Source organism: Aeromonas sp. INTO2, assembly GCF_049860605.1.
GTDB lineage: Bacteria > Pseudomonadota > Gammaproteobacteria > Enterobacterales > Aeromonadaceae > Aeromonas > Aeromonas caviae.
Map to the genome: position 1 here is coordinate 664,685 of NZ_CP187588.1, position 26,791 is coordinate 691,475.

Below are 26,791 nucleotides of genomic sequence, written 5' to 3' on the forward strand. Positions count from 1 at the left end.
TAAGATCGGCCTGGTCGTATTGGGGAAGCCTATGATTTCTCGTATTTATTCTCGTTTTTGTCAGACCCTGCCCGCGCCGGAAGGTTCCCGCGGTCTGCTGGTGGCTTTCAGCGGCGGGCTCGACTCCACCGTCTTGCTGGTGCTGGCGGCCCGTTTTGCCCGTGCCCATGGCCTCGCCCTGAACGCCCTGCACGTTCATCACGGCCTGAGCCCACATGCCGACCACTGGGTGGCTCACTGCGAAGGGGTGTGCCGGCAACTGGCGGTGCCCCTCATCGTGGAGCGGGTGCAGCTCTGTCGGGGCAACGGGGAGAGCCTGGAGGCCCAGGCGCGGGCGGCGCGTTATGAGCGACTCGCCGCCCACCTGGGGGAAGGGGAGTGGCTGCTCACCGCTCACCATCAGGATGATCAGCTGGAGACCCTGCTGCTGGCGCTCAAGCGGGGTGCCGGTCTGCGCGGACTGGCGGGCATGGTGGCGAGCCAGCCTTTTGCCGCAGGCCATCTGTTGCGCCCCTTGCTCGACATGAGCCGGGCCGAGCTGGCGGAAGCCGCGCAGTCACTTCCTTATGGCTGGGTTGAGGATGAGAGCAACGAGGACCCGAGCTATGACCGCAACTTCCTGCGCCAGCAGATCATCCCCCTGCTCAAGGACCGCTGGCCCGCCATGGCCCGGACGACGGCGCGCACCATGGCCCTGTGCGCCGAGCAGGAGGCGCTCATCAGCGAGCTGGCCGAGGCGGACTGGCAGGCGGTGGGTGAGGGAGAAGGGCTGCGCATTGACGGACTCCTCTCCCTCTCCCCCGTGCGGCGCAACAACCTGCTGCGCCACTGGATCCGCCGCCAGGGGGGAGAGATGCCCTCCCGCGAGCTGCTGGGCCTGCTGTGGCAGGAGGTGGCGCTGGCGCGCGATGACGCCAACCCCAGGCTGAGCCTGCAAGGGTTGGCGTGCCGCCGCTATCAGGGGCGCCTGTACCTGGTGGCGCCGGATCTCGCCCCCCGCGAGGAGGTGCTGCCCATCCGGATGGAAGAGACGCTCACCCTGCCGGACGGGCTCGGGCAGTTCAGGCTCTGGAGAACGGATGGCGAAGGGTTGCGGACACCGAGGGGGGACGAGCCGCTCTCGGTGCGTTTTCAGGTCGCCCCCGGCGTCATGCTGAAACCGGTGGGGCGGGTGGGCAGCCGGCGGCTCAAGAAGCTGCTGCAAGAGTACGGGGTGCCCTCCTGGCAGCGGGGGCGCATTCCCATCCTCTACTACGGTGAACAGGTGGCACTGGTGGCCGGGCTCTTTGTCTGCGACGGATTTCTGGCGCCAGAAGAGGGGGTGGCGTGGGAGTGGCGGCCCCCCGTCACCCCGGATGCAGATTGACATCGCAGAGTGACAGGGGGCCGGGAGGGGAAGGGTGATGCCCTATTCGGGCAGGCCGGAGCCCCCGGCTTTCTTGCGGGCGTAGAGATGGGTATCGGCCGTCTCGTAGAGGCGCTGCACATCCATGCCCGACTGCCAGCTGGCGGCTCCCAGGCTGCACCCCACCGAGAAGGCGCTGAGCTCCTTGTGGCTGTGGAGCACATGTTGCAACCGCAGCCAGACCGGGCGCCAGGCCTCGGGGTCCGCGGGTTGCAGCAGCAGGGCAAACTCGTCCCCGCCGAGGCGAAACGCCTGATCCGTCCCGCGAATGCACCCCTGCAGCAACTGGGCGAAGCGGCTTAGCACCAGGTCGCCCACCGGGTGGCCCCAGGTGTCATTGACCTGCTTGAATCTGTCGAGATCCAGCAGCACCAGCACCAGGCCGTGGGGTTCCCGGCTGTGTTGCTCCACCGCCCGGCCGATGGCCTCGTCGAAGTAGGCGCGATTGCCAAGCCCGGTCAGGTGGTCGAGCCGCACCTGCTGTTCCAGCCGATCCAGCCGCAGATAGAGGGGCAGGGGGAGACTGAACAGCTGATGATATTGCTCAAGCAACCGCCTCTGGCCGTCGCTCAGAGGGTGCTCCAGCTCGTAGTGCAACTGGCCGAGCAACTGCTCGTGTCGTCCCCGTAGCTCGAAGCGATAGGCATGCAGGGTCAGCCTGGCCTGGGGCGGGTGCGAGATGAGGGGATGGGGCTGGCCACAGTCGAACTGGAGCGAGTGGATCCGGACAATGTTTGCCACCCGCTCGGCAAAGATTGCCAGCAGGGCGTCAAGATCCCGTTGCCCCAGCAACTGCTCTATCTGCTGATAGCGGTCCTGCCCGGTCAAGGGCGCAAGCCGCTCCATCTGCTGTACCCACTGCTCTATGCCATGTCCGAAGCCGTTCAATGACGATGTGTTTTCCACGTTACAGCCCTTACACCTCTCCATTCATTGCACAGGCTCCTGCAAGCCCTGTGCCTAAAATATGTCCGATGAAAAACAAGGGGGCTGGCTAGGCTTAACGGGATGAAACGGGAGGGGAAATTCCTGCCGCTGAGCGAGTGGCGTGCCATATGGGGAGCGGGCGCTGTGCTTGCTGTGTCAGGGAAGAGGGCGCCGGGCAGATGAAGGAGAGGGATGGGTGTACGCCGATGTGTTGATCCTGCTGATCTTCGCCGTTGTGCTGGTGGCCATTTTCCGGCGCCTCGGCCAGCCGGTGATCCTTGCCTATCTGTTTGCCGGCATGCTGCTCGGCCCCCACGGCGTGGCCATCGTCACGGGTCAGGCCATGATGCAGACCATAGGGGAGCTTGGCATCGTGTTCCTGATGTTCTCCCTCGGGCTCGAGTTCTCCCTGCCGCGTCTGCTCGCCATGCGCAAGCTGGTGTTGGGGGTCGGCAGCCTGCAGGTGCTGCTCACCTCACTGCTGTTTTTCGGGCTCGGCTGGTGGTGGGGGCTGAGCCTGGCCCAGGCGCTGGTGGTGTCAGGCACCCTGGCGCTCTCCTCCACCGCCGTGGTGATCAAGCAGCTGGGCGAGCTCAAGCAGCTCCATACCCGGCGAGCCCAGCTCGGGGTGAGCGTGCTGCTGTTCCAGGATCTCGCCGTGGTGCCCCTGCTGGTGATGATCCCCATCCTGGCCCAGCCCGAGGTGCAGGGCAGCGCCCTGCTGGCGGAGGTCGCCTGGGCCTCCCTCAAGGGGTTGTTTGCGCTCTCCGTGCTGCTGGCGGTGGGGAAGTGGCTGCTGCCCATGCTGTTTTTCGAGGTGGCGCGCGCACGTTCAGACGAACTCTTCGTACTGAGTGCCCTGCTGGTGGCATTGCTGGCGGCCTCCCTGACCCAGTGGATGGGGCTCTCCATGGCGCTCGGTGCCTTCCTGGCGGGCATGATGCTGGGGGAGTCCCACTATCGTCATCAGCTCGAAGTGGACATCAAGCCGTTTCGCGACGTGTTGATGGGGCTCTTCTTCATTACCATCGGCATGACCATGGACTGGGCGCTGGTGGCGGACGCCTGGTGGCAGGTGCTGGCCTGTGTGACGGGGCTCATCCTATGCAAGTCGCTGCTGATATTGCTGGCGGGCCGCCTGATGGGGGAGCGCAAGCGCGACGCCATGGCCGCTGGCATCATGTTGAGCCAGGTCGGGGAGTTCGGTTTTGTGCTGCTGGCGCTGGCGAGTCATCACGGCTTGCTGGACCACCAGCTGGTCTCTCTGCTCATCGGCATCGGTGTCATCTCCATCGCCCTCACCCCCTGGCTGGTGTTGCGGGCGCTGGGGCTTGCCCACTCCCTCACCGACAGTGCCCTGCTCTCTCGCGCCGAGGTGGCCCAGTCGGGCCTGAGCAAACACCAGCACGTCATCATCGCCGGGTTCGGACGCACCGGCCAAACCTGTGCCCGCTTTCTCAAGCTCGAAGAGATACCTTTCCTGGCCCTGGATCTCGATCCCGAGCGGGTGAGTGAGGCGAAGCTCGCGGGGGAGCAGGTGGCGTTCGGCGATGCCAGCCGGCGCGACATCCTGCTGGCGGCCGGTCTGTTGCGGGCGCGGCTGGTGATCATCACCTTCGACGATCAAAAGCGGGTCGATGCCATGCTGACGCTGATCCGGGAGCTGGCGGGGGAGATCAAGGTGCTGGTACGCACCCGGGATGACAGCTTCCTTGAACACTACAAGCAGGCCGGCGCCTTCGAGGTGATCCCCGAATCCCAGGAGGGAGCCCTGATGCTGGTCTCCCACCTGCTGCTCAACTGCGACATTCCCATCGGCCGGGTGATCCGGCGCATGGAGCACGAGCGCAGCAGCCAGTATCGCTTTCTGCACGGTTTCTACTGGGGCGGCAAGAGTGCGGGCAATCTGGAGACGGATCAACTGCTCGAGCGGCTGCATCCCGTGCTGCTGCACGACCAGGCCTGGGCGGTGGGACACAGGGTACGGGATCTCGCCCTGGGAGAGGTGCGCATCAAGGCGATTCATCGCGGGGAGCGCAGCCTGGATCCCAGGCGCGAGCTGGTGCTGGCGGCGGGAGATACCCTGGTGCTTTTCGGCACGGCCGTGGCCATGGAACAGGCCGAGCAGCGCCTGCTGGAGGGACGCTAGGATCTCCTTGCCATGGGATAAGGCCCCTCAGGCCTCTTCGCGAAACTGCTGCTGCCTCCCGCTGCCCGGCAGGTCGAGGAAGGCCTCGATGCGCTGGCGGTGATCCAGCGCGTCCTGGTATCCCAGCTTGATGAGCCGCTGGCAATAGCCGGGGTCAAACATCAGGAAGCTGGCCAGGCTGCTGCTCTCTTCGCCGTTGACCCCGAGCACTCGCAGCAGACGGCGCAGCTGGGTCGGCAACCGTGGGAGGTATTCGAGGGCGATGAGGTCGAGATCCTGGCTGGGGCGGATCACGCAGGTCTCCACCTGGCGCAGTTTCAGTCGACTGCGCTCCCGTGCCGGAATAAGGGAAAGGGTCTGGTTGATGCGCCCGAGCCGCTCCAGATCCGAATTGAGGGTGTCGGAGAAGACGGTGTTGAGCAGATGGCTCGCGATGTTGGAGCTGGTCAGGTGCCCCTGGCGGGGAGTCGGGTTCTCCCTGTGAGGGGAGTCCAGGGTCACCAGCAGGATCCGCTCCGCCCCCAGATGGATGGCGGGGCTGAGCGGACTCAGCTGGTGGATGGAACCATCCCCGTAGACGCGATCGCCGATGGGGGTGGCGGGAAAGACAAAGGGCAGCGCCGACGAAGCCAGCAGATGATCCGAGGTGAGCAGGGTTCGCAGGCCACGTCGTCTGGCGCGCTCCCAGGGCTGATGTTCGGCCCGCCCCTGGAAGAAGGTGGTGGAGAGGCCGTCATCGTAGTCGGAGGCCGTGATGGCGATGGCCTCCAGGCTGCCGTAGAGGATGTTGTCATCGATGCGGTGATAGTCGATGAGCTGATCCAGCAGACGGCGCAGGGGGGCGTTGTCGAACAGGTGGAAGGCACGGTTGCTCTGGGGGGTGATGAGGCCGGCCGAGCCCTGATAGAGGGTGCGCCACAGCAGCTGGCAGGGGTGGAAGTCGAAGATGTGGTGGGTCTCGAAACGTCGCCAGACCCACTCCAGCTTGCGCACCCCCAGATGGAAGCAGGAGGCGTAGCACGCCAGCGCCGTGATGTTGAGAGCCCCCGCCGAGGTGCCGCACAAAATGGGGAAGGGGATGCCGATGTTGCGGGGGTAGAGTTCGGCCACCGCCTTGAGTGCGCCGACCTGATAGGCGGCGCGGGCACCACCACCGGTCAGCAGAAGAGCAGTATTGGGTCTGGCCATGAGGGTGCGCCTTATCGTGATCGCCAGGGCGGGTTGCCACCGCGCAATTCAACTATAAGACGTTGTATACCGGATAAAATGGGCCGCACGCTCAATTTTTGCGGCCCGTTTCATTTTCAGTTTGCCAAGGGCGTCTGGCTCAGTTGATCGAAGGCGGCGAAGGCTGGAGGGCTTGCCAGAATACGGCCATGGCCGAGCCCCCGGGTGCTCACCAGTCGGGTTCTGCCATCCTGGGCCGCGCGTAGGGAGTCCCGGTGGGGGGCGAAGCGGTCTTCCTCGTCGTGAACGATGAGGGCGGCGCCGCTGCGCCGGGCGAGCCGGCCAAGGGGGTCAACCGTGCTGAGCGGGTGCTGGTATTTGTGTTCTATCTCCTTGACCACCGCATCGAACAGCCGGATGGAGTAGCCGGAGCGCGCCACCATGCCGTAGAGCTGGGGCACGTAGTCGAGCACCGGGGAGATGAGCAGCAGCGGCAGCGTATCGATTGCCGGGTGACGGCTGCTGAGGGTGACGGCGCCCCCCATGCTGTGGGTGATGACGCCCTGGACGGGGCCGACCCGCTCGAGGATCTCGTCGAAAGCGCGCACGAAGCGGGGCAGGTGACCCCTGTTCCCTTCGCTCCGGCCGTGGGCGGGGTGATCGTAGGCGAGGGCCGTATAGCCCTGGGCGGCGATGTGGCTCATCAACGGATAGAACTGGCTGGCACTGCCTGACCAGCCGTGCATCAGCAGCCAGACCGGCCCCTGGCCGAGCCGGTAGCTCATCAGGGTCCCTTCACTGGTGTGGATGGCCTGCTCGACCAGGCCGGCCGGGGCTTCGACGTCCCGGGTCGCCCGCTGCGGGGTGAGCAGCAGCTTGCTGGCGGTGCGCTTGGCGTGGGTGGGCGCGAGCACGTGATGCAGGCGGGTGCCGAGGCCCAGCAGCAACTTGCTCGGGCTGAAGCGGCGTGTGTTGAAGTAGATCTTGCTGCTCATGGTCATCCTGTGTCTTTTGTGTGCGAACGGTCGTGCTTTTTTGCGGGTTTTTAAAAAGAAGAGCCCGTCGGGTCAGCGCCAGCTGGTCAGCAATTGTTCCACCTCGGGCCAGAAGTGACGGGCCGGATCCTCGCTGAGCCCCAGGGCATGGAACACCTGATCCCCGAGATAGAGGCCATAGAGGCGATAGACTGCGCGCCAGGGATCGAGATCGCTGCGCCACTCCCCTCTGGCCTGCCCCTGCACTACCTGGCGTGCCAGGTAGTCGAGCCAGAAACGGACCAGCTCGCGTGCCGCCTGCTGGACCTCACCCTCCTGGGCGGAGGTCCAGGCATCGAGGAACATGCAGCGGCCGGCAAAACTCTGGTTCCAGGCCAGCCAGGCCTGCAACAGGGCGAGCAGTTTCTCCTGCTGGGTGGCGTGTCCCTGTTGGCGCACCGGTTGGATCACCCGCTCCCGAAATACCTCGGCGGAATGGGTGAGCACGGCGATTTGGAGGTTGTCGCGGGACTGGAAGTGGGCGAACAGACCGCTTTTTGACATCTCGCAGGCCGTTGCGAGGGAGCCTATGGTGAGGCTCTCAAGCCCCTGCTGGCTCGCCTGCTCGAATGCAGTCTGCAAAATGGTGTCGCGGGTCAGACGTCCCTTGCTCATCCGGCTCTCCTCTCTCTGGGCTGGCAGCATAAAGTACGACCGTGCTAATTGTCGAGCCGCAAATGGTGCAGGGAGGCCGTTTCCGGCTGCCGCGGGGGGCCAGAGAGTCTGTTGGAGGGGGCGCTGGCTCGATACAAGCCAGCCGGGGACGAGCTCAGTCGTCCTTGATGCCCATTTGCTGCAGGGCGATGACTGCCTGGGTGCGGTGCTTGACCCCGAGTTTGCGGAAGGCGGAGTGATATGGGCTCTGATGGTGGCAAGGGGCTCAACTGTCCTTGATATCCATCTGCTGGAGGGCGATGACCGCCTGGGTGCGGTTCTTGACCCCGAGTTTGCGGAAGGCGGAGTGATATGGGCTCTGATGATGGCAAGGGGCTCAACTGTCCTTGATATCCATCTGCTGGAGGGCGATGACGGCCTGGGTGCGGTTCTTGACCCCTAGTTTGCGGAAAATCGCGGTGATATGGGCCTTGATGGTCGCCTCGGAAACGTTGAGCTCCCAGGCGATCTGTTTGTTGAGGCTGCCATCCCGCAACATGATGAGCACCTTGTATTGCTGGGGGGTGAGGCTGGCCAGCTTGGTGGCGAAATCGGGCCCTTCGCTGGGCTCGGGATGGAGGGAGATGCCTTCCGGCACCCAGTTGTCCCCCCCGATCACCGTATTGAGGGCGCTGACCAGTTCTTTCATGGGGACGGACTTGGGAATGAAGCCGAGCGCGCCCAGGCGCAGCACCTGCTGGATGATGGCGGGATCCTCGGAGGCCGAGACCACGACGATGGGGAGATCCGGGTGATGTCCGCGCAGATAGGCCAGCCCCTCGAAGCCGTTGGCCCCCGGCATCTTGAGATCCAGCAGCAGCAGGTCGACGTCGGGATGTTCATCGAGCAGGTGGCTCAGGCTGTCGATGGAGTCAGCCTCCAGCAATCTGGCGTCGTCGATGGCCATGTGCACCGCTTGATAGAGGGCGCCCCGAAACAGGGGGTGGTCATCTGCGATGACGATGGTAAATTGGCTGTCCATAGCTCACATTGTTGCTAACTGATTGTTTTGAAAAATCAAACTAGCACTGCTACCCAAGTGGGTCAAACCCGCCAGTACGCAAATGTGAGGTGGTCATCGGATGTCGTGCCACGGGGCCGGCGGGATGGCCAGTAAACAACCCATGCAGGAGGCAATCGATGGGATCCCTGGTTTTGACGGTGGGCACGGGCTCCACCTGGGCAATGAGAACGGCGCTGGTGCTGGCCATGAGCGGGCTCAAGTGGCAGGAGCAGGTCTTCGATCTGGAAGATACCAAGGAGCTGCAACGGCTCAAGCGCACGGCCCCCGCCGGCCTGGTGCCCTGGCTCGACGACGGTGAGCTGCGTATTCACGACTCTCTGGCCATCGCCGAATATCTCCACGAGTGTTGCCCGGAGCGTCACCTTTATCCGGTGGACAAGGCCGAACGGGCCCTGGCCCGCAGCCTGTGCGCCGAGCTGCACGCCGGTTTTCGCCAGATCCGCACCCTGCTGCCCTTCTTCCTGGGGGCGCCCACCCAGAGTGAACCGCCGGTGGAGGTCATTGACGAGCTGGCCCGGTTGCAGACCCTCTGGTCCCAGGCGCGGGGGCCCTTCTATTTCGACGAGGCGAGCATTCTGGATGCCTTCTATGCGGTGATGGCCTATCGACTGGCAAGCTATGGCATTTCGCTGCCCGGTCAGGCTGGCGCCTATCAGCAGGCCTTGCTGGCCTGGCCCCTGTGGCAGGAAACCCTGCTCAGGGCGAGGTTGCAGTGGCCAAAGGCGGCCCGCCAGTCTGATTGATGCGGGCGTTGGCAAGACAAAAAAGGGGAGCCATCGGCTCCCCTTTTTATTCAGGCCAGGTCGCTATTTCTGCCGACCTGCGAAGACCACGACCACTTTGTCTTCTCCTTTCTCCCGCACGAAGCCGTAGGGGGCATCGGAAATCTTCTTGTGGCTGCCCGCCGCGATGGCAGGGTGGGCGGCACGGAACTGGCCGAGCCGTTGCCAGTGCTTGACCAGCTCCGCCTTCTCGCCACTCGCCAGCTCCTGCCAGTTCATGTCCGAGCGCACGCTCTGATCGAACACGCCGCCATCCTTGGCCAGTCCCCGGCCGGACTCGTCGCCATAGTAGATCTGGATGCCCCCCGGCAGCAGCATGAAGCTGTTGGCCACCCGCCGTTGCAGCGCCACGTCCTGGTAGTCGCCGAAGAAGAGCTTGGTGTCGTGGGAGCTGATGTAGCTCAGCACGTTGAACTCGGGATCCTGGTTGATGCGGCTGGCATAGCTCGCATAGGTGGGCTCTGCCCCTGCCATGCACTGGGCCTGGGGCAGGGCGAATTCACGCTGGTAGTCGAAGTTGATCAGGGAATCGAAGCCGTGCTGGTACCAGAAGTCCTTGGCGACCCCGTGATCCCACACCTCGCCCACCATGTAGAAGGGAAGGTCATCGAGTGCCTTGCCCGGGTTGGCGGCCTTCCACTCCTTGAGCGCGTCGGTGCCCGCCTGCTTGAGCCTGGCCCAGACCGCGGGCTCCAGGTGCTTGACGGTGTCGGCACGGAAGCCGTCGATGCCGAAGCGGCGCACCCAGTCGGTGTGCCAGGCAATGAGGTAATCGCTCACGGTGGCGTCGGGCAGGGCCTTGGCCCTGGTGTCTTTTTTGGCAGCGAGCAGCGGTGGCAGCCCCACCGATCTGGTGGATTCGGTCAGGAAGTCCGGCAGTCCCGCCACCGAGCCGGTGACGTCGTCGGTGCCGGGTTGCGGGTAGCCGGGCAGGCCTGCGCGCACCCAGTCAGGGCCCCACCACTTGTCCCAGTGGGATGACTGGTAGTCGATGAACTGGTTGTAGCCATGCCAGTTGAGGCCGCCGCTTGGGCGCCATTCGTTCCAGCGACTCGGCAGCTTGCCGGTGTTCTGGGTGAGATCGGTGAGCCCCAGATCCTGCAGATCCGCCAGGGTGGCGTAGCCTGCGTGGTTCATCACCACGTCGAGGATGATCCGCATGCCGCGCTTGTGGGCCTCGTCCACCAGGGTCTTCAGGCTCTCTTCGTCGCCGTAGTTGGGGTCGATTTTGGTGAAGTCGAGCGCCCAGTAGCCGTGGTAGGCGTAGAAGGGGAAGTTCCCCTGTTCGCCACCGCCGATGAAGCCGTGGACCTGTTCCACCATGGGGGTGATCCAGATGGCGTTGATGCCGAGTTGCTTGATGTAGTCGAGCTTCTCGGTCAGCCCCTTGAAGTCACCGCCATGCCAGGTGGCCACTTCGTCCTGACCATCCTTCTGACGACCGAAGCTGTGATCATTGGCGGGATCGCCGTTGTGGAAGCGGTCGGTCAGCAGAAAATAGACGCTCGCCTGATCCCAGCTGAAGGGAGCAGGCTTGGCGGCCTTGACCGGTTCGAGCAGCAGCAGGCCGCCGCTCTCCTTGCTCGGTGTCAGGGTGATTTTGCCGCCTTTGACCACGGCTTCCTGTCCCGAGTAGGCATCCCGCAACCGGGTGCCGTCGGGCCAGACTCCCTTGAGTGATGTCGTGACCGGGCCGCCATCCCAGCTGATGCAGGGCTCTTCCGGAGGCTGGCGTTTGAACTCGCTCTTTTTGGTTGCCCGCAACACCTTGAGGCTGGGGGTATCGGGGTTGAAGGTGAACTCGTAGTCCCCCGCCAGCATCACCCTCAGATTGAAGTCTGTCCCCTTGCTGCACTTGTCCATGGGCTGGGCGGTGCCGAAGGGAAGGGGCCTGGCCTCGGTTGGCCCGAAGCTGGTGCCGCAGCTGTTGCCCGCATCGCTGATGCGGATCTGGTGGCTCCCCTTGTCCAGTCTGTGGGTCAGGGTGACGGTGCCCTTGTCCAGCGTCAGCGCCTCGGCCACCGGTTTGCCATCCACATGGAGATAGACCTCGGGGGCCGCCATCGCCTGACCGATGAACAGCGGTGTGGCGAGCACGGCCAGCCACAGGGGTGATGGGCGAAGAGCGGGGCGCGAAGAGAGACGCATAAGCCATTCCTTGAGCAGAGTGTGAGGAGCAGGGTCCGTTGAGGCACTCATTCTAGGGCGCGCTGGGGCAGGCTTGGACCGGTAAAATACCGATTTGTGACGTCAGTTCAAATGGTTACGTTTTCAAGAATGGAAAAGTGTGAACCGGGTGTCGCGGCCATGAAAAAAGCCGGTCAGTTGACCGGCTTGTAGGCATTCGGGGTGGCGTCACACGGTGAAGAACTTGAAGTTGACGAAGGCCACCGCGATGAAGGAGGCAACCATGCCGCTGATGCAGAGCACCGCAGGGCGGATGGCAGGCCAGCGATGGGCCAGCAGCACGATGGCCAGCAGGGTCGGATAGAGGCCGAACATGTAGCGGGGCATGGCGTTGAGGCCGGTCATCAGGGGGATGGTGCAGCAGATGAACATCAGGGTCGCTTCGGCCCAGCGTTTCTGGCTGAACAGGTAGCCATTCAGGCACCAGCCGAAGATCACCATGATGGAGAGATAGGCCTTGCGCCCCCCCAGCTCGAAGCCGCTCAGCCACCAGTCCAGGGGGCTGTCCATATAGCGGCCCCAGGCCACCTGGATGTGCTTGAAGGCCAGGGCATCCCCGGTGAGGTGATAGAGATAGACCATGTAGGAGAAGAGGCCGAGGGGAATGAGCCAGAGGGTGAACACCACCTTGAAGGCCCGCTCGGTGAAGCGGAAGAACTCGCGCCAGCCGTAGGCCTGCAGGGCCAGGATCAACACCGGGAATACCATCATCACCCCCAGGTTGCGGGTGGCGGAGATGAAGATGCCGAGGAAGGCGACCATGAGCCACTGTTCGCGGTAGGCGAACAGGAACATTCCCAGCATCAAGGCCATGAACATGGGCTCGGTATAGCCGGAGACGAAATAGGCGGAGAAGGGGGAGAAGGCCAGCAGCCAGACCCCGAAGCGGGCGGTGTCGTCCCCCAGCTTGAGCTGGCGCAGCACCAGCAGCATCAGGGGCAGGCTGATGAAGAAGGCGATGTTGGCCACCAGCATCAGACCGATGAGGCTCTCCATGTCAAACAGGCTGGAGAGACCGCCGGCCAGCATGGGATAGAGGGGCATGAAGGCCCAGTTCGCCGCATTGCCCTTGCTCAGCCAGCGTGGATAGAGGTCGTAGCCATTCTCGATGATGCGCTGGAACCAGACGCAGTCGAACTGGCAGTAGGCTTGCAGCGGCCCGATGTCGGTGGCGCCATAGAGCTGGACGCCGAAATAGCCCATGCCATAGAGCGCCACCCGGCTCAGCACGAAGGCGGCGACGATCATCAGCCAGTCGCGGCCGCTGATGCACAGTGACGGGCGATAGGGGAGTGCAGCCCCGGTTGACGGGGCGGTATTGGTCATATCATTCATCAGGCAAAAACCCAGATACGGGAGAGAACGTAGGTGAGCACGGTGACGGTCAGGGTGGCGATCACCACCGGCAACAGGCCGGAGAGACCGGCAAACAGCAAACCGCTCAGGATGAGATTACGCACCGCCAGCGAGAAGAGGGCAACCAGCAGGAACTTGCTGGCGGCACCTTGTTTCTGGAAGGTGATGTAGCGATGGCCGAAGAACGAGAACCAGAACGCCACGGCAAAGGCCAGGGTCGTGACCAGGTGCTCGGAGATGGCCGGCCAGGTATGAAACAGGGCGATGGAGGTACCCAGATCGACGAGGGTGGCCCCCCCGCCGACAAAACCGAAGCGAACCAGCCGCCAGAATTCCTCGCGGGAGATCATTGAGACGCCTGCTCCTGCTGATCATCAGCGGCTTTCGCGGCGGCCTTCTTGCCAGCGCCCTTCTTGCTGGTGGTGGGCACTTCCTGCTTCTGCTCTTCATCCTGCTTGGCGTACTGGCCGTAGACCCCTTCGATGAGGTAGACGGGGCGCTGTTTCACCTCGACGAACATGCGGCCGATGTACTCGCCGATGATGCCCAGCGACAGCAGCTGGATGCCGCCGAGGAACAGCATGACCGACATCAGGGAGGCGTAACCGGGCACGTCGATGCCGAAGAAGAGCACCTGGGTGATGATCTTGAGGATATAGAGGAAGGCGATGAAGGAGACACCGACCCCGATGTAGCTCCACACCCGCAGCGGCCAGCTGGAGAAGCTCATCAGGCCGTCAAGGGCGAAGTTCCACAGCTTCCAGTAGTTGAACTTGGTTTCGCCGGCATGGCGGGCCGGGCGCTCGTAGGGAACGCCGACGGCGCGAAAACCGGCCCAGGCGAACAGCCCCTTCATGAAGCGGTTGCGCTCCGGCAACTGCTTGATGGCCTCGACCACCTTGCGATCGATGAGGCGGAAGTCACCGGCGTTCTCCGGCAGCTTGGTGCTGGTGGAGAGGGCGTTGAAGAAGCGGTAGAAGCCACCGGCGGTGAGGCGTTTCATCGGGGTATCGGCGCTGCGATCCACCCGGATGCCGTAGACGGTGTCATAGTCGCCGGTCTGCCACAGCTTGACGAACTCCAAAATGAGAGAGGGGGGATCCTGCAGGTCCACGTCCATGGGGACGATGGCGTCGCCCTTGGCCTGGTGCAGGCCGGCGGTCATGGCCGCTTCCTTGCCGAAGTTGCGGGCCAGGTTGACCAGGGTCACACGGGGATCCCGGGCGATGGCCTGCTCGACCACCTCACGGGTGCGGTCACGGCTGCCATCGTTGACGAACACGATTTCAAGCTGGTCTTTGAGCGGGGCCAGTTCGGTATCTATCGCGCTGATGAAGGCGTCTATGCTCTCTTCCTCGTTGTAAACGGGAACGACCAGAGAGAGTCGAAAATCGGCACGGGACATGGGAACTTCCTTATTGAAAGAATTATTTTACGGAACAGATGCTTGGGGCATTCCGCTTCACTGAGCCACGGTCAGTCGCACGGACTGGACGTTGAGCGGTGTCGGGGCGGAGAGCGCCAGGAAGTTGGGACGCTTGGGATCGGCGGTCAGGGAGTCGCCCGGCAGGCTGAGGCGGATCTCGTTGATGCCCGCCTTGGCCAGCTTGACCGTGGTGGTGAAATCATGACCCAGCGCCACCTTGAGCAGGGCACCAGCCTGGGGGCTGTTGATCCTGGCCTGGATGGTGAGCTGCTCCGGCTGGGCCTGCTGCTTGGGCAGCACGAAATAGAGACCGCCCTGACCGCTCAGCTCGGTGCCTTGCTCGCTGGGCTTCTTGGCCCAGCCTTCGCTTGAGAGGAAGCGGCTCGGCTTGGTCAGGTTGAGTTCGTTGCCGGGCTGGTAGGTCATGCTGGAGTTGTGCTCCCAGAAACGGGTCTTGCCTTCCAGGTAATAGAGCTTGTAAGCCAGGCTCACGTTGGGGTGAGCGGCCAGATAGAGGGTATAAAGGTAGAAACCGCTCAGTGCCAGGATGGCAGCCAGAAAACCGAACTTTTTGTAGGTCATATTACTCACTCGACGCCCGACAGATTGATAGGCAGATTTCGCGCATATGCTAATCCAATTGCAAAAAAAGCATAGTGGATCACAAAAATATATTTGCTCACATATTAACCCTCAATCACCCTGCTTACAAAGGGGCTTTGGGGTCGTTTGCTTCCTCTTCTTGATTGTGGCTTTTTCGGCGCCAACCTGTCTGCCGCCACCTGGGGCGCATCAGGCAAACGGCTGATATTGTGCTTTGTTGTGGCAGGATCTGTCGCCATTTCACCCGGGCAGAATTAAGATGGCCTGTCCCGTCGTCAAGGATGACCCATGAGACTCTTCTCTCTGTGTGTGCTCTGCTGTCTGCCCCTCCAACCGTTGTGGGCGCAATCGTTCTGCTCCTCCCCCCTTCGCGTCGGTTTCGATGACTGGCCCCCATACCACTATTACCAGCAAGAGGGAGCACGTCGGGAACTGCGTGGATTTGCGGTCGACTACCTCAATGCCGTGTCGAATCGGCTGGGTTGTCGTCTGGTCTATGTGGAGCGTCCCTGGAAGCGGGGGTTGCACGATCTTGAGCGGGGTCGGCTGGACATCGTGATGGAGGCGTATTTTGCTGATGAGAGGGCGCGTTATGCCTGGTTCTCCATCCCCTACAACCCGGGCCGGACATCGCTCTGGGTACGCAAATCCAGTGCCGGTGAGGAGTCGGATCTGGCGAGCTGGCTGGCCCACGGGCATCGCCTCGGTGTGACCAGGGACTACTATTACGGCCCGGAAATCACCAAGGTTCTGCAGCGATACCGCAACCAGGTGAGCGAGGTCAACGATGTGCAAAACTATCGCAAGCTGCTGCTTGGGCGGATAGACGGTTTTCTCGGGGATAGTCTGGCCACGCCCTGGGGTCTGAAGAGAGAGGGGCTGTCGGATGCGGTCGCCCCCCACACCATGGCGATCCATGAGACGCCCACCTTTTTCATGTTGAGCAAGAAGACCCTGTCCGGGGAATTCGTAGCGCGGTTCAACGAGGCGATAGTGGCCGTCGGTGACAGCGGGGAGCAGGAACTCATCTGGCGTCGTTACACCTCCGTCCGCTAGCAAAGTCGTCGGCATTCACGCATCATGGGGACCTGACCGTCGCGCCTGACAGGCCGAAATGAACCGATTTGAGGCAAGCGTGGTAAGAAGCATGGGTAAGAAGTATTGGTTGGCATTGGCGAATCTCATCTGGCTGGGCTGCTGGCCGGCCAGCATGGTTCATGCCAGCACGGAACAGGCGGTAGTGGCCAGTCCCAGCATCCAGCATGACTGGTATCAGAACGAGGTGGCCGAGCAGGCTCGTCATGAGCTTGAACAGCAGTTGCAGGAAGCGGTGCTGGCCCAGCTGCATCCGGATTTCTACCGCCTCTGGCAGCAGTTGCAAAAGACCCCGGCGGATCGGCGCGGTGCCCTCTACGATGAGGCCTTTGGCAAGCTGGCCCGGTTCCAGCAGGCCTGGCGAGGGATGGATCTGGTCGCGCGTGAACAGATGCAGACCCTCAAGCTGGATCTGAACCGCCCCCTGGCCCATGCCCCCCAGGGAGACAATCTGCTGGAGCAGGTCAGGCAACTCAGGCCACAGGTGGCGGAATACGACGCCGTGCGCGAAGAAGTGCGCAAGCTGCTGGCCATGCCCATGGCCAAGCACTGGCCCACCCTCTCCATGCCGACCCTGAGGGCCGGGGAGAGCTCGACCGAGCTCGGCCAGATCCGCTCCATCCTGAACGAACTGGGGGACAGTGCCCCGACTCACCAGGACAGCCTCTACGATCCCGAGACCGAGCAGGCCATCAAGCAGTTCCAGCGCCGCCACGGCCTGACGGCCGACGGCATCATCGGCCGTCAGACCCGCAGCTGGCTCAATACCGGCCCCGAGGTGCGCGCCAGCCTGCTGGTACGCAACCTGTGGCGCCGTGATCTGGTGGATCACCTTGCCGGTCGCTATGTGCTGGTCAACATTCCGGACTACCGCCTGAGCGTGGTGGAGTCTGGCAGCGAGGTCTTCACCAGTCGGGTCATCGTCGGCAAGGAGCAGAGGGCCACCCCCATCCTCGCCAGCGAGATCCGCTCCATCGTGCTGAACCCGGCCTGGCACGTGCCGCGCTCCATCCTGAGCAAGGACATTCTGCCCAAGCTCGGGCGCGATCCTGCCTACCTGGATCGCGAACAGTTCGAGGTGATCGACGGCGAGGGCAATCCGGTGCAGTTCAGCGAAGATGGCTGGCACCATGCGCTGGCCTCCGGTTTCCCTTACCGGTTGCGGCAAAAGCCGGGGGATCACAATGCCCTGGGTCGCTACAAGTTCTATCTGCCCAACAACGATGCCATCTATCTCCATTCCACCCCGCGCAAGGCGCTGTTCGAGCAGGGGGCCCGTGCCTTCAGCTCGGGTTGCATCCGGGTGGAACACGCCGACGATCTGGCGGAGCTGCTGCTGGCGGACTCCCGTTATCAGCCGGACAAGGTGGCCAGCATCCTGAAAGAGACCCAGACCAAGTGGCTGCCCCTGAGCAACCCTATCCCGGTGTTTACCGTCTACTGGAGCAGCTGGATTGATGAAGAGGGACGTCAGCAACTGCGCAACGATATCTACGGATTCGACAGAGTCAGCTATCAAAGCCGCTTGCTGTGATCCTCGCCACAGAGTGACAAGCCCGGCCCGTGCCGGGCTTTTTCATGGGTGAATGGGGTTTGACAGCGCTTTTTCTGGCAGGTAGTTTCGGCCCTTGTATCAAATTCATTCACCTGTGTGACTTCACCATGAGATGGACGGACAACGGATGCTGGGACAAGAGATAAGCCGACGCCGTCTGCTGCTGGGGGCGGGTTGCCTGATGGGGACCAGCCTGCTGTCGTTCCCTGCGCTGGCGAGCCGCAGCACTTCGGGACGGGAACTGAGTTTCTTCAACCTCAATACCGGCGAGCGGGTACGCGCCAGTTATTGGGAAGATGGCCACTATCTGAGCGATGGGCTGGCGGAGCTCAACCATATTTTCCGTGACTACCGTCGCAACGAAGTGTTCAACATCGACAGAAAGCTGTTCGATCAGCTCTTTCTGCTGCAACACAAGTTGGGACGCCACGGCGAAATCCAGCTCATCTCGGGTTATCGCTCCCCGGCCACCAATCAGCAGAAGCGGCGCAAGAGTCGCGGCGTCGCCAAGCACAGCTACCACACCCTGGGGCAGGCGGTTGACGTGCGCATCCCCGGCGTGCAGCTGGCGCACCTGCGCAAGGCCGCCCTGAACCTCAAGGTGGGCGGTGTGGGTTATTACCCTTCCGACAACTTCGTGCACCTGGACACAGGCCCCGTTCGCAGCTGGTGAGTCGGGATTGTCTCAAGGGTTGAGTGCCGATTGTGTCTTTTTGCCGCTGGCATTGAGGGGAACCAAGCTGCTAGGCTCTGGACTCCAGCCAGAGGAGAGAAAGATGAAGCAGATTGTGATCGGGGGGCTCATCGCCCTGTTGTTGACTGGTTGCGGCAAGCTCAACCGCGAGAGCTACGACAAGCTGAAAGTCGGGATGAGCTATGCCGAAGCGAGTGCCATCCTCGGCAAGGCCGAGCGTTGCGACGATGCTCTCGGCACCACGAGCTGTGTCTGGGGAGGGGAAGGCAAGAATATCAAGGTGCGTTTCATCGCCGACAAGGCGACCTTCTTCAGCTCGGAAGGGATCAACTGACCCTTTCCTCTCTTGCCGATGCCCAACAAAAAAGCGCCGTATGGCGCTTTTTTGTTGCTCGTTATCCGTGCGATATGGCCAGGAACTGGCGCGATCAATGGGTGGCGTACTGATAGTTGAAGGTGGGCAGTCCCCACTTGAAGCGTACCGCCAGGAGCCGCAGCACGAAGCCGATGCCGATGGCACCGAAAGCGGCCCAGTCGTTGGGCAGCCCATGGTGCAGCGCAAAGCAGTAGAGCGCTGCGGTGATCAGCGAGACGGCGGCATAGAGCTCGCGCTTGAACACCAGCGGGATACGCTGGCACAGCAAGTCCCGCAGCACCCCCCCGAACACGCCGGTCACCACGGCCATGATGCAGGCGATGCCGGCCCCGTGGCCCATCTCGAGCGCCCGGGCAGCCCCGAAGATGGAGAAGACCACGAGCCCCAGGGCATCGAGCGCCAGGAACAGCTTGCCAAGGTAGCGCATCAGCGGGGCCGAGATGACCCCGGCCATGGCGGCGCCCGCCACCAGCAGCACGTATTCGGGGTGCTCGACCCAGAGCAGGGGATAGTGGCCCAGCAGCACATCCCGAATGGTACCGCCACCGATGGCCGTCGCCGAGGCGATGATCACGACGCCAAACAGATCCATCCGTCGCCGACCCGCTGCCAGCGCGCCAGTCATCCCTTCGGCCACCAGGCCGAGCAAGAAGAGTGCATGTAACATGAGATATCCCAGGGTGCGAGAAAGGCCCGCATCCTAACAACCCTGCGCTGGGGCGACAAGCTATCTTGGTTATGCATTAGATTAAGTAATGAAAAGGGGGCTTTCGCCCCCTCTTTTGATCATGATGACGCGGTTCAGCGTCCAAGTTGCTCGCTGCGGTATTGGTCCACCCACATGGCGGTGGCGCCACAGATGGCCACCGGCATCACGAAGAGATTCACCACCGGGATGGCGGAGAAGAGGGTCACCAGGGCGCCGAAGCTCAGGCACTTTCCACGACGCTGCTTGAGGGCGTCGCGCATGGTGATGAAGCCGATCTTGTGGTTGTCGAACGGATAATCGACATACTGGATCGCCATCATCCAGGCGCTGAGCAGGAACCAGAGCACGGGTGCCAGGGTCTGGCCCACTACCGGGATCAGGAAGAGGATCAGGCAGCCGATGGCCTTGGGCAGATAGTATTTCAGCTTGGTCCATTCGCGGCCGAAGGTACGGGGTACATCTTTCACCACATCCAGCATGCCGGTGTCATTCATGGCTTCACCGGTGAGGATCTGTTCCACCTTCTCTGCCAGCAGGCCGTTGAAAGGGGCTGCTATCCAGTTGGCCACCGAACTGAAGATGAAGGAGAAGACCACCAGTATGGTGATGAGGGCGATGGGCCAGAGCAGGTAATCAAGCCAGGAGAGCCAGCTCGGGATCTGCTGGTGCAGCCAGGCGAAAAGGCCGTCCAGTTGTAGCAACAAGGCGTAGAAGGCACCGGCAAAGAGCACGAAGTTGACCAGCAGGGGGATCAGCACGAAGGTGCGGATGCCGGGCTGGCGGATGAGCGAGAAGCCGCGCAGGAAGTAGTCTGCACCGCTGACCGAATCTTTGACCATGTGGGGTGATTGGCTCATGTGAGCTCCATCAGTGAATGGGGAAAGTGCCAGCATATTACAAACAAGCCTTTGATTTGGTAAAGTCGCCTGCCCGCCTCCTCTTTATTTCGTTACCCACATAGGCCGCCATGCGTCTGAAATTGATCAAACTCGCCGGTTTCAAGTCGTTTGTCGAGCCGACCCGCATCGAACTCAACGCCGACATGACCGCCGTGGTGGGCCCCAACGGCTGCGGCAAATCCAACGTCATCGACGCCGTGCGCTGGGTGCTGGGGGAGAGCTCCGCCCGCCATCTGCGCGGCGAGAACATGACCGACGTCATCTTCAACGGCTCCATCAATCGCAGCGCCCATGGCCGCGCCTCGGTGGAGCTGGTGTTCGACAATCCCCACAACCGGGTACCCGGCGAGTTCGGCCGCTTTACCGAGATCTCGGTGCGCCGCGAAGTGCTGCGCGACGGCTCCAATCACTACCAGATCAACGGCCAGAAGTGCCGCCGCAAGGATGTGACCGACCTCTTCCTCGGCACCGGCCTTGGGCCCCGCAGTTACGCCATCATCGAACAGGGCACCGTCAGCCGGCTGGTGGAGTCCCGCCCCGCCGATCTCAAGCTGTTCATGGAAGAGGCCGCCGGGGTCTCCCGCTACAAGGAGCGGCGCCGCGAGACCGAGCAGCGCATCCGCCATACCCAGGAGAACCTGGAACGCCTTGGCGACATCCGCGGCGAACTGGGCTCGCGCCTCGAACATCTCAAGGCCCAGGCCGAGACCGCCGAGCGCTACAAGCAGCTCAAGAGTCGCAGTCGCGCGGCCCGCAGCGAACTGATCGGCTCGGAACTGTGGGCGCTGGAGACGCGTCTTGGCGAAGCCAAGACCGAACTGGCCCAGACTGAACAGGCGCTGGCGGCCCTCGATGCCAAGCGCACCGCAGACGAGGGGCGCCACGTCACTCTGTCGGTGGCCCGCCAGGAGGCGCAGGCCGAGCAGGCGAGCCGCCAGCAGCAGATTTTCCTCGGCGGGCAGGCCATCGCCCGCCTCGAGCAGCAGCAATTGCACCAGAGCGAGCTTGGCCGCGACTGGCAGGCGAGGCGGCAGTCCCTCGGCGAGCGTATCGACGGTCTCAAGGCCCAGCTGGCCGGCCAGCTGGAGCAACTGGGCGACAGCACGTTGCAGGGGGAGGTGGCGTCGGCGCGCCTCGAGCAGTGTGAGCAGTTGCTTACCGACCAGCAGAGCGTGCGTGCGGTAGCGGGCGATCGGCTCGAGCAGGCGCGCCAGCGTCAGCAGCAGTGGCAGCAGCAGCTGGGCCAGTTGCAGGGGCGGCTCAACCAGACCCGCGCCGAGGTGAATGGCCTGCAGGAGCTGCAGGCCAAGACCCGGCTTGCCCGCCTCAAGCTGGAAGACGAACAGGCCGGGCCCCTTGGCGGGGAGGGGGAGAACTTGCAACCGGCGCTCGATGCCCTGGCGGCGGAACTCTCGCTCTCCCGCGCCCGCCATGAGGAAGCCGATGCAGCGTGGCAGGCCGGTGTGTCGCGCCATGAAGAGCTCAAGGCAGAGCAGGGTCGCCAGCAGGGCCTGCTGCGCGAGCTGGAGGCGCGCCTCGCCACCCTGGATCAGATCCTGGGGGAGCAGATGGCGGGCGCGACCCTGGCGGATCGGTTGCAGGTTCCCCCCGAGTGGGCCCGGGGGCTGGACAAGGTGCTCGGCCGCTGGCTCACCGCAATCCCGGCGGACGAGTGCAACCTGGCGCAACCCGGACTCTGGATTGGCCCGGCCCAGCCAGCCAGGGCCGGTACCCTGGCGGCGCAACTGGGGGGCGAGCACATTCCGGCTTTCCTCAATGCCATCTGGCTGGCAGAGAGCAGGGAGGAGGCTCTGTCCCGCCTGCACAGCCTCTCTGCCGGTGAGTCGCTGCTCACTCCCGCCGGCGACTGGTTCGGCCCCAACTGGGCGGATCTGGGGGAGGGCATGGCCCTCGGTACGCTGGCGCTGCTCGGTGAGCGTGAGCGGCTGCACACTGAGCTGGCCGCGGGTCGGGAGGCGCTGCACAGACTCGACGAGCAGCTTGCCGCCGCCGATGCAGCGCGGGCCCAGCTGCACAGTGCCCATGAGCTGGCTCAGCACACCCTGCGCGAGCAGGAGCTGCGGTGGCAGCAACTGCGCGAAGCCTGGAGTCTGCGCGAGGGGCAGCGCCAGGAGCGCTTGCAGCGCCTGGGCCAGCTGGGGGAAGAGCTGGCCCGGCTCGACAAGGAGCAGGCTGAGGAGGCGCAGCGGCTGGCGTCGGCCGGGGAGCGGCTTGAGCAGGATGAAGCGGCCCTTGGCGAGCTGCAGGAGCAGGGGGAGGTACTCGCCGAGGCGCTGCTGCTCGCCCAGGAGCAGGTGAGCGGGGCGGAGCGGGCGCTGGAAGAGGTGCGCCTTCGCCGGGAGCAGCAGCAGGCGGCCTGCCAGCGGTTGCAACTGGAGCAGCAGAACCAGCGCCAGCTCATCACGCTGCGCGAGCAGGAGCTGGCCCGTCTCGGCCTGGAGCTGGCGGAACTCAAGGAGCCAGGGGCCGCTCCGAGTCAGGATCTGTCGCCCCTGCTGGTCGAACAGCGCAATCTTGAGGCGCAGCAACTGGCCTGTCACCAGCGGCTCGCGGAGCTGGATCGTCAGCTGACCGAGCTGGAGCAGGCCAGAAGCGCCGATCACAAGCAGCTGGTGAAAATTCAAGAGAAGCTGGCGACTCTGCGGCTCGAGCGCGAGCGCAACCTGACGCGCAGGCAGGGACTGCACGAGCAGTTCGAAGAGCTGGGCGTGCGCCTGGTGGACCTCGATCAGGCGGTGCTGATTGCCGCTGATCGCGGCAAGCTGCGCCAGGAGATCCAGACGCTGGAGGCGCAGGTGGAGGCGCTTGGCGCCATCAACCTGGCGGCACTGGAAGAGTATGAGGAGGCGAAAACCCGTTCAAGCTACCTGGAAAATCAGTGCCAGGATCTGGAGCAGGCCCTCGATACCTTGAGCCAAGCCATTAAAAGAATTGATAAAGAAACACAAATACGCTTCCGCGACACTTTCGATAAGGTCAATGAAGATTTAAAATCCCTGTTCCCAAAAGTGTTCGGGGGGGGCAGTGCCTGGCTTGAGCTGACCTCGGATGATCTTTTGGAGGCCGGAGTGAGCATCATGGCAAGACCTCCGGGCAAGAAGAATGCTACCATTGCCCTGCTTTCCGGGGGGGAGAAGGCGCTAACCGCCCTTGCGCTGGTTTTTGCCATCTTCAGACTCAATCCAGCACCATTTTGTCTGCTGGATGAGGTGGATGCACCGCTCGATGAAGTGAACGTCGGTCGCTTCTGTTCTCTTGTCAAAGAGATGTCGAGCACAGTACAGTTCGTTTACATCAGTCATAATAAGGTCTCCATGGAGATGGCCGAGCAGCTGGTTGGCGTCACGATGCAAGAGCCCGGGGTTTCGCGCATAGTGTCGGTCGATATCGGTGAAGCCGTCGCTTTGGCTGAGCAAAACTAGAAAGAGAAGCAGCTAATGCAGGAATTGCGTTACATCTTGGTTGCCCTGGGCGGTATTGCCATCGCGGCATTGCTCATTCACGGGTTGTGGAGCAACAGAAAGAATCGTCAGGCACCGATCAAGGAGAAACCCCTGGGTCGGATGGAGTCCAAGTCCCGTGAGCGTGACAACGACGCCTTCGACAGCGATGGCATCGGTCAGGTGCGTGTGGTGAGCGGTGGCCGTCGTGCCGAGCCCAAACTGCGCAGCGACGAGGCCCGTCAGCCCGAACCCCGCCGTGTCGCCCCCGTTCCCGCCTTCGATGATGAAGATGACGACGCCGATCTGCCGCCTCCCGTGGTGCGCAAGCCTGCCGCTCGCCCTGTCCCCCCTCAGCCTGTGTATGAGGAAGAAGAGGACTATGAAGAGCCGGTTGCCGCCCCTGTTGAAGAGGCCCCTGCCGCGCCGGTGCGCAAACCTGCACAGGTGATCCGCCGTACGCCGGTACACCGTTCCCGTCCGCAGCGCGAGCCCATGATGCAGCCGCTGGACGAAGAGCCGCTGGTGGAGCCGGCCTATGCCCAGGCGCCAACTTTCGGTGCACGCGAGCCGGCACCGGTTGCCCAGCAGGCTCCCCGCTACGCCCAGCCGGCTTATGAAGAGCCCGCTTACGATGACGAGCCAGCCTATGAAGAGCCGGTTCACGCAGCCGAGCCAGAACCCGCTCCGGCCCCGGTTGAGAAGATCTGGCAGGATGTCTATGTCATCAACCTGATGGCCCGTCCCGGCCACGATCTGCAAGGTGCGACCCTGCTCTCTTCCCTGCTGGCGCTGGGCTTCAAGTTTGGCGAGATGGACATCTTCCACCGTCACGAAGATCTGGGCGGCAAGGGGGAGGTGCTCTTCTCCATGATCAACATGGTCAAGCCGGGTACCTTCAACCCCTATCGCATGGAGCAGTTCAGCACCCCGGGTGTGTCCCTCTTCATGCAACTGCCCCTTCGCAGCAATGCCGCCTTCGCCTTCGAGCACATGTTGCAGGCCGCGGATCAGCTGGCGAGCGATCTCGATGCCATGCTGACCGACGCCTCGCGCAGTCCCCTCAGCGACGACGACATCGCCCGCTACCGTCACGAGCTGGCGGCCTACGAGGCCAGCCGCGACTGATGCGCCATGGGGCTTGAACAATGAAAAGTGCGGTACCCCGGTGCCGCATTTTTATTTGTGCCCCAGACTGAATGTTCCATCACACTTCGAGACTCTTCCATGAGCGATACCCTCTCCCGCCACCGTCAACTGTGTGAACTGCTCACCGACTATGGCTACCAGTACTATGTGCTGGACAAGCCCACTGTACCGGACGCCGAATACGATCGTCTGATGCGTGAACTGCTTGATATCGAGAAACAGCAACCTTCGTTACGAACTCCTTCTTCTCCAAGTCAACGTGTTGGAAGTGCACCTTTGCCTGAGTTCCGGCAAGTGACACATGAAGTTCCTATGCTCAGTTTGGATAATGTCTTTAATAATGAAGACCTTGATGATTTTGTTCATCGTATTGAAGGGCGCTTAAAGTCGACTAGTACTTTGAAGTTTTGTTGTGAGCCAAAGCTGGATGGACTTGCAGTTAGCTTGCTGTATGAAAACGGAATATTAGTTCAAGCCGCAACTCGTGGTGATGGCCGAGTTGGGGAGAATATTACTGACAATGTTCGAACTATTAGATCTGTCCCCCTGGCTCTTCAGGGTAAGGATTGGCCTGTACGTTTGGAGGTTCGTGGCGAAGCCTTCATGAGAAAGAAGGATTTTGTTGATCTGAACGAACGAGCATCAGCGTCAGGTGAGAAAGTTTTTGTCAATCCACGTAATGCTGCTGCAGGGAGTCTGAGGCAATTGGACTCTCGAATTACAGCCAACCGCCGTTTGAGTTTTTATGCCTACGGCGTCGGAGTTGGGGGCGACGCCCTAGGGGATTCCCACTACGGTCGCCTGATGCAGCTCAAGGCCTGGGGCCTGCCGCTCAGCTCCGAGGTGAAGCTGAAAGAGGGCGCCGCCGGTTGCCAAGCCTTCCATGACGACATCCTGGCCCGCCGTGGCGAGCTCCCCTACGAGATCGACGGCGTGGTCTACAAGGTGGACGACATTGCCCTGCAAGGGGAGCTCGGCTTCGTGGCCCGCGCCCCGCGCTGGGCCACCGCCCACAAGTTCCCGGCGGAGGAGGAGATGACCCTGCTCGAGAACGTCGAGTTCCAGGTCGGCCGCACCGGCGCCGTGACCCCGGTCGCCAAGCTCAAACCCGTGTTCGTCGGCGGCGTCACCGTCTCCAACGCCACCTTGCACAATGCGGACGAGATCGCGCGCCTCGGCGTCATGGTCGGCGACACCGTGATCGTGCGCCGGGCGGGGGACGTGATCCCGCAGATCGTGGCCGTGGTGGAGGCCCAGCGCCCGGCGGATGCCCGGGAAATCCTGTTCCCGACCCAGTGCCCGGTGTGTGGCTCCGCGGTGGAGCGGCTGGAAGGGGAGGCGGTGGCCCGCTGCTCCGGCGGCCTGTTCTGCGAGGCGCAGCGCAAGGAGGCGATCAAGCACTTCGCCGCCCGCCGCGCCATGGACGTGGACGGTCTCGGCGACAAGATCGTCGAGCAGCTGGTGGACAAGGGGCTGGTGAAGACCCCGGCGGATCTGTTCAGCCTCAACGCCATCCAGCTGGCCGGTCTCGAGCGGATGGGGCAAAAATCGGCCCTCAACCTGGTGGCCGCCATCGATGCCGCCCGCAGCACCACCCTGCCCCGCTTCCTGTTTGCCCTGGGGATCCGCGAAGTAGGGGAGGCGACCGCCTTGAACCTTGCCAACCACTTCCTCACCCTGGATGCCCTGCGCGCAGCCTCGGTGGAGCAGTTGCTGGAAGTGCCTGACGTGGGAGACATAGTGGCCAAGCACGTCTACTACTTCCTGCGCCAGCCCCACAACATCGAGGTGCTGGAGGCCCTGCTGGCCGCCGGCATCCACTGGCCGGCCATCGAGAAGAAGGAGGCAAGCGATCAACCTTTTGCCGGCAAGACCTTCGTGCTGACTGGCACCCTCACCGCCTTGTCCCGCAACGACGCCAAAGCGGCGCTGCAGGCCCTGGGGGCCAAGGTGGCGGGCTCGGTGTCGGCCAAGACCGACGTGCTGGTAGCGGGGGAGGCGGCAGGCTCCAAGCTCGCCAAGGCCCAGGAGCTGGGGATCACCATCTGGACCGAAGCCGAGTTGCAGGCGGCCATTCAGCCCTGAGGATGCACGTTTGAGCAGACAAACCCGGCCCACTGGCCGGGTTTGTCGTTGGTG

General features: G+C 63.0%; 22 protein-coding genes and 1 pseudogene. 10 read left to right on the forward strand and 13 right to left on the reverse strand.

What is annotated here, in order from left to right:
- Positions 1-31: 31 nt before the first annotated feature.
- The gene (gene tilS / locus ACPW74_RS03230) at positions 32-1,366 is read left to right on the forward strand and encodes a tRNA lysidine(34) synthetase TilS (RefSeq protein ID WP_052814346.1); all 1,335 of its coding nucleotides are present in this window, start codon (positions 32-34) and stop codon (positions 1,364-1,366) included.
- Positions 1,367-1,408: 42 nt separating this feature from the next.
- Here the strand turns inward: tilS and ACPW74_RS03235 are convergent, their stop codons facing one another.
- Positions 1,409-2,335 (reverse strand): GGDEF domain-containing protein, encoded by a 927-nt coding sequence (locus ACPW74_RS03235; protein ID WP_039039444.1) that lies wholly within the window; start codon positions 2,333-2,335, stop codon positions 1,409-1,411.
- A 193-nt stretch (positions 2,336-2,528) separates the two neighbouring features.
- Here ACPW74_RS03235 and ACPW74_RS03240 point away from each other — a divergent pair, with 193 nt between their 5' ends.
- Positions 2,529-4,481, forward strand: a complete 1,953-nt coding sequence (locus ACPW74_RS03240) for a cation:proton antiporter (RefSeq protein WP_408763755.1) — start codon at positions 2,529-2,531, stop codon at positions 4,479-4,481.
- A 27-nt stretch (positions 4,482-4,508) separates the two neighbouring features.
- On the opposite strand, the gene ACPW74_RS03245 is transcribed toward ACPW74_RS03240, so the two are convergent.
- The 5 genes and pseudogenes from ACPW74_RS03245 to ACPW74_RS03265 all read right to left on the reverse strand — a co-directional run bounded on the left by ACPW74_RS03245 (position 4,509) and on the right by ACPW74_RS03265 (position 8,318).
- Positions 4,509-5,669, reverse strand: coding sequence for a patatin-like phospholipase family protein (locus ACPW74_RS03245; RefSeq protein WP_010673432.1), 1,161 nt, complete (start codon positions 5,667-5,669; stop codon positions 4,509-4,511).
- A 116-nt stretch (positions 5,670-5,785) separates the two neighbouring features.
- Positions 5,786-6,643 (reverse strand): alpha/beta hydrolase, encoded by an 858-nt coding sequence (locus ACPW74_RS03250; RefSeq protein ID WP_164882730.1) that lies wholly within the window; start codon positions 6,641-6,643, stop codon positions 5,786-5,788.
- A 72-nt stretch (positions 6,644-6,715) separates the two neighbouring features.
- On the reverse strand, positions 6,716-7,297 hold the full coding sequence (locus ACPW74_RS03255; RefSeq protein WP_125117452.1) for a TetR/AcrR family transcriptional regulator: 582 nt from the start codon (positions 7,295-7,297) through the stop codon (positions 6,716-6,718).
- A gap of 154 nt (positions 7,298-7,451) precedes the next feature.
- Positions 7,452-7,555 (reverse strand): annotated as a pseudogene (locus tag ACPW74_RS03260) (DNA-binding response regulator); the annotation flags it as partial.
- Positions 7,556-7,673: 118 nt separating this feature from the next.
- On the reverse strand, positions 7,674-8,318 hold the full coding sequence (locus ACPW74_RS03265) for a response regulator transcription factor (RefSeq protein ID WP_010673435.1): 645 nt from the start codon (positions 8,316-8,318) through the stop codon (positions 7,674-7,676).
- 158 nt (positions 8,319-8,476) lie between these two features.
- On the opposite strand from ACPW74_RS03265, the gene ACPW74_RS03270 reads away from it, so the two are divergent.
- Positions 8,477-9,103, forward strand: a complete 627-nt coding sequence (locus tag ACPW74_RS03270) for a glutathione S-transferase (RefSeq protein ID WP_041213384.1) — start codon at positions 8,477-8,479, stop codon at positions 9,101-9,103.
- Positions 9,104-9,166: 63 nt separating this feature from the next.
- Here the strand turns inward: ACPW74_RS03270 and ACPW74_RS03275 are convergent, their stop codons facing one another.
- The 5 genes from ACPW74_RS03275 to ACPW74_RS03295 form a co-directional block, all read right to left on the reverse strand.
- The gene (locus ACPW74_RS03275; protein WP_425858559.1) at positions 9,167-11,290 is read right to left on the reverse strand and encodes an alpha-amylase; all 2,124 of its coding nucleotides are present in this window, start codon (positions 11,288-11,290) and stop codon (positions 9,167-9,169) included.
- 207 nt (positions 11,291-11,497) lie between these two features.
- The gene (locus tag ACPW74_RS03280; protein ID WP_325770703.1) at positions 11,498-12,664 is read right to left on the reverse strand and encodes a hypothetical protein; all 1,167 of its coding nucleotides are present in this window, start codon (positions 12,662-12,664) and stop codon (positions 11,498-11,500) included.
- Positions 12,664-13,035 (reverse strand): GtrA family protein, encoded by a 372-nt coding sequence (locus ACPW74_RS03285; protein ID WP_010673439.1) that lies wholly within the window; start codon positions 13,033-13,035, stop codon positions 12,664-12,666. The genes ACPW74_RS03280 and ACPW74_RS03285 overlap by 1 nt, the downstream gene beginning before the upstream one ends.
- Positions 13,032-14,090 carry a glycosyltransferase family 2 protein gene (locus ACPW74_RS03290; protein ID WP_041214702.1) on the reverse strand — a complete coding sequence of 353 codons (1,059 nt, stop codon included), beginning with the start codon at positions 14,088-14,090 and terminating at the stop codon, positions 13,032-13,034. The genes ACPW74_RS03285 and ACPW74_RS03290 overlap by 4 nt, the downstream gene beginning before the upstream one ends.
- A 57-nt stretch (positions 14,091-14,147) precedes the next feature.
- Positions 14,148-14,693, reverse strand: coding sequence for a hypothetical protein (locus tag ACPW74_RS03295; protein ID WP_010673441.1), 546 nt, complete (start codon positions 14,691-14,693; stop codon positions 14,148-14,150).
- Between the two features lie 309 nt (positions 14,694-15,002).
- Between ACPW74_RS03295 and ACPW74_RS03300 the strand changes: the two genes are divergently transcribed.
- From ACPW74_RS03300 to ACPW74_RS03315, 4 genes are all read left to right on the forward strand, one after another.
- Positions 15,003-15,770 (forward strand): substrate-binding periplasmic protein, encoded by a 768-nt coding sequence (locus ACPW74_RS03300; RefSeq protein WP_425858560.1) that lies wholly within the window; start codon positions 15,003-15,005, stop codon positions 15,768-15,770.
- 91 nt (positions 15,771-15,861) lie between these two features.
- The gene (locus tag ACPW74_RS03305; RefSeq protein ID WP_045523555.1) at positions 15,862-17,343 is read left to right on the forward strand and encodes a L,D-transpeptidase family protein; all 1,482 of its coding nucleotides are present in this window, start codon (positions 15,862-15,864) and stop codon (positions 17,341-17,343) included.
- A gap of 148 nt (positions 17,344-17,491) precedes the next feature.
- Positions 17,492-18,037 (forward strand): DUF882 domain-containing protein, encoded by a 546-nt coding sequence (locus ACPW74_RS03310; protein WP_039039271.1) that lies wholly within the window; start codon positions 17,492-17,494, stop codon positions 18,035-18,037.
- Between the two features lie 103 nt (positions 18,038-18,140).
- Positions 18,141-18,392, forward strand: a complete 252-nt coding sequence (locus tag ACPW74_RS03315) for a hypothetical protein (protein ID WP_010673445.1) — start codon at positions 18,141-18,143, stop codon at positions 18,390-18,392.
- Between the two features lie 94 nt (positions 18,393-18,486).
- On the opposite strand, the gene ACPW74_RS03320 is transcribed toward ACPW74_RS03315, so the two are convergent.
- Positions 18,487-19,101 carry a trimeric intracellular cation channel family protein gene (locus ACPW74_RS03320; RefSeq protein WP_010673446.1) on the reverse strand — a complete coding sequence of 205 codons (615 nt, stop codon included), beginning with the start codon at positions 19,099-19,101 and terminating at the stop codon, positions 18,487-18,489.
- A 134-nt stretch (positions 19,102-19,235) separates the two neighbouring features.
- Positions 19,236-20,000, reverse strand: a complete 765-nt coding sequence (cysZ, locus tag ACPW74_RS03325) for a sulfate transporter CysZ (protein WP_010673447.1) — start codon at positions 19,998-20,000, stop codon at positions 19,236-19,238.
- 110 nt (positions 20,001-20,110) lie between these two features.
- On the opposite strand from cysZ, the gene ACPW74_RS03330 reads away from it, so the two are divergent.
- From ACPW74_RS03330 to ligA, 3 genes are all read left to right on the forward strand, one after another.
- Positions 20,111-23,485, forward strand: coding sequence for an AAA family ATPase (locus ACPW74_RS03330; RefSeq protein ID WP_425858561.1), 3,375 nt, complete (start codon positions 20,111-20,113; stop codon positions 23,483-23,485).
- A gap of 15 nt (positions 23,486-23,500) precedes the next feature.
- Positions 23,501-24,631 carry a cell division protein ZipA gene (gene zipA / locus ACPW74_RS03335; protein ID WP_042864248.1) on the forward strand — a complete coding sequence of 377 codons (1,131 nt, stop codon included), beginning with the start codon at positions 23,501-23,503 and terminating at the stop codon, positions 24,629-24,631.
- Positions 24,632-24,730: 99 nt separating this feature from the next.
- Positions 24,731-26,737 (forward strand): NAD-dependent DNA ligase LigA, encoded by a 2,007-nt coding sequence (gene ligA / locus ACPW74_RS03340; RefSeq protein WP_210601670.1) that lies wholly within the window; start codon positions 24,731-24,733, stop codon positions 26,735-26,737.
- Positions 26,738-26,791: the final 54 nt, after the last annotated feature.

What these genes read in the sequence shown, in the direction of transcription:
- tilS (WP_052814346.1), top strand. Translation starts at nt 32, where the DNA reads ATGATTTCTCGTATTTATTCTCGTTTTTGTCAGACCCTGCCCGCGCCG.
- ACPW74_RS03235 (WP_039039444.1), bottom strand. Translation starts at nt 2,335, where the DNA reads ATGGAGAGGTGTAAGGGCTGTAACGTGGAAAACACATCGTCATTGAAC.
- ACPW74_RS03245 (WP_010673432.1), bottom strand. Translation starts at nt 5,669, where the DNA reads ATGGCCAGACCCAATACTGCTCTTCTGCTGACCGGTGGTGGTGCCCGC.
- ACPW74_RS03250 (WP_164882730.1), bottom strand. Translation starts at nt 6,643, where the DNA reads ATGAGCAGCAAGATCTACTTCAACACACGCCGCTTCAGCCCGAGCAAG.
- ACPW74_RS03255 (WP_125117452.1), bottom strand. Translation starts at nt 7,297, where the DNA reads ATGAGCAAGGGACGTCTGACCCGCGACACCATTTTGCAGACTGCATTC.
- ACPW74_RS03265 (WP_010673435.1), bottom strand. Translation starts at nt 8,318, where the DNA reads ATGGACAGCCAATTTACCATCGTCATCGCAGATGACCACCCCCTGTTT.
- ACPW74_RS03270 (WP_041213384.1), top strand. Translation starts at nt 8,477, where the DNA reads ATGGGATCCCTGGTTTTGACGGTGGGCACGGGCTCCACCTGGGCAATG.
- ACPW74_RS03275 (WP_425858559.1), bottom strand. Translation starts at nt 11,290, where the DNA reads ATGCGTCTCTCTTCGCGCCCCGCTCTTCGCCCATCACCCCTGTGGCTG.
- ACPW74_RS03280 (WP_325770703.1), bottom strand. Translation starts at nt 12,664, where the DNA reads ATGAATGATATGACCAATACCGCCCCGTCAACCGGGGCTGCACTCCCC.
- ACPW74_RS03285 (WP_010673439.1), bottom strand. Translation starts at nt 13,035, where the DNA reads ATGATCTCCCGCGAGGAATTCTGGCGGCTGGTTCGCTTCGGTTTTGTC.
- ACPW74_RS03290 (WP_041214702.1), bottom strand. Translation starts at nt 14,090, where the DNA reads ATGTCCCGTGCCGATTTTCGACTCTCTCTGGTCGTTCCCGTTTACAAC.
- ACPW74_RS03295 (WP_010673441.1), bottom strand. Translation starts at nt 14,693, where the DNA reads ATGACCTACAAAAAGTTCGGTTTTCTGGCTGCCATCCTGGCACTGAGC.
- ACPW74_RS03300 (WP_425858560.1), top strand. Translation starts at nt 15,003, where the DNA reads ATGAGACTCTTCTCTCTGTGTGTGCTCTGCTGTCTGCCCCTCCAACCG.
- ACPW74_RS03305 (WP_045523555.1), top strand. Translation starts at nt 15,862, where the DNA reads ATGGGTAAGAAGTATTGGTTGGCATTGGCGAATCTCATCTGGCTGGGC.
- ACPW74_RS03310 (WP_039039271.1), top strand. Translation starts at nt 17,492, where the DNA reads ATGCTGGGACAAGAGATAAGCCGACGCCGTCTGCTGCTGGGGGCGGGT.
- ACPW74_RS03315 (WP_010673445.1), top strand. Translation starts at nt 18,141, where the DNA reads ATGAAGCAGATTGTGATCGGGGGGCTCATCGCCCTGTTGTTGACTGGT.
- ACPW74_RS03320 (WP_010673446.1), bottom strand. Translation starts at nt 19,101, where the DNA reads ATGTTACATGCACTCTTCTTGCTCGGCCTGGTGGCCGAAGGGATGACT.
- cysZ (WP_010673447.1), bottom strand. Translation starts at nt 20,000, where the DNA reads ATGAGCCAATCACCCCACATGGTCAAAGATTCGGTCAGCGGTGCAGAC.
- ACPW74_RS03330 (WP_425858561.1), top strand. Translation starts at nt 20,111, where the DNA reads ATGCGTCTGAAATTGATCAAACTCGCCGGTTTCAAGTCGTTTGTCGAG.
- zipA (WP_042864248.1), top strand. Translation starts at nt 23,501, where the DNA reads ATGCAGGAATTGCGTTACATCTTGGTTGCCCTGGGCGGTATTGCCATC.
- ligA (WP_210601670.1), top strand. Translation starts at nt 24,731, where the DNA reads ATGAGCGATACCCTCTCCCGCCACCGTCAACTGTGTGAACTGCTCACC.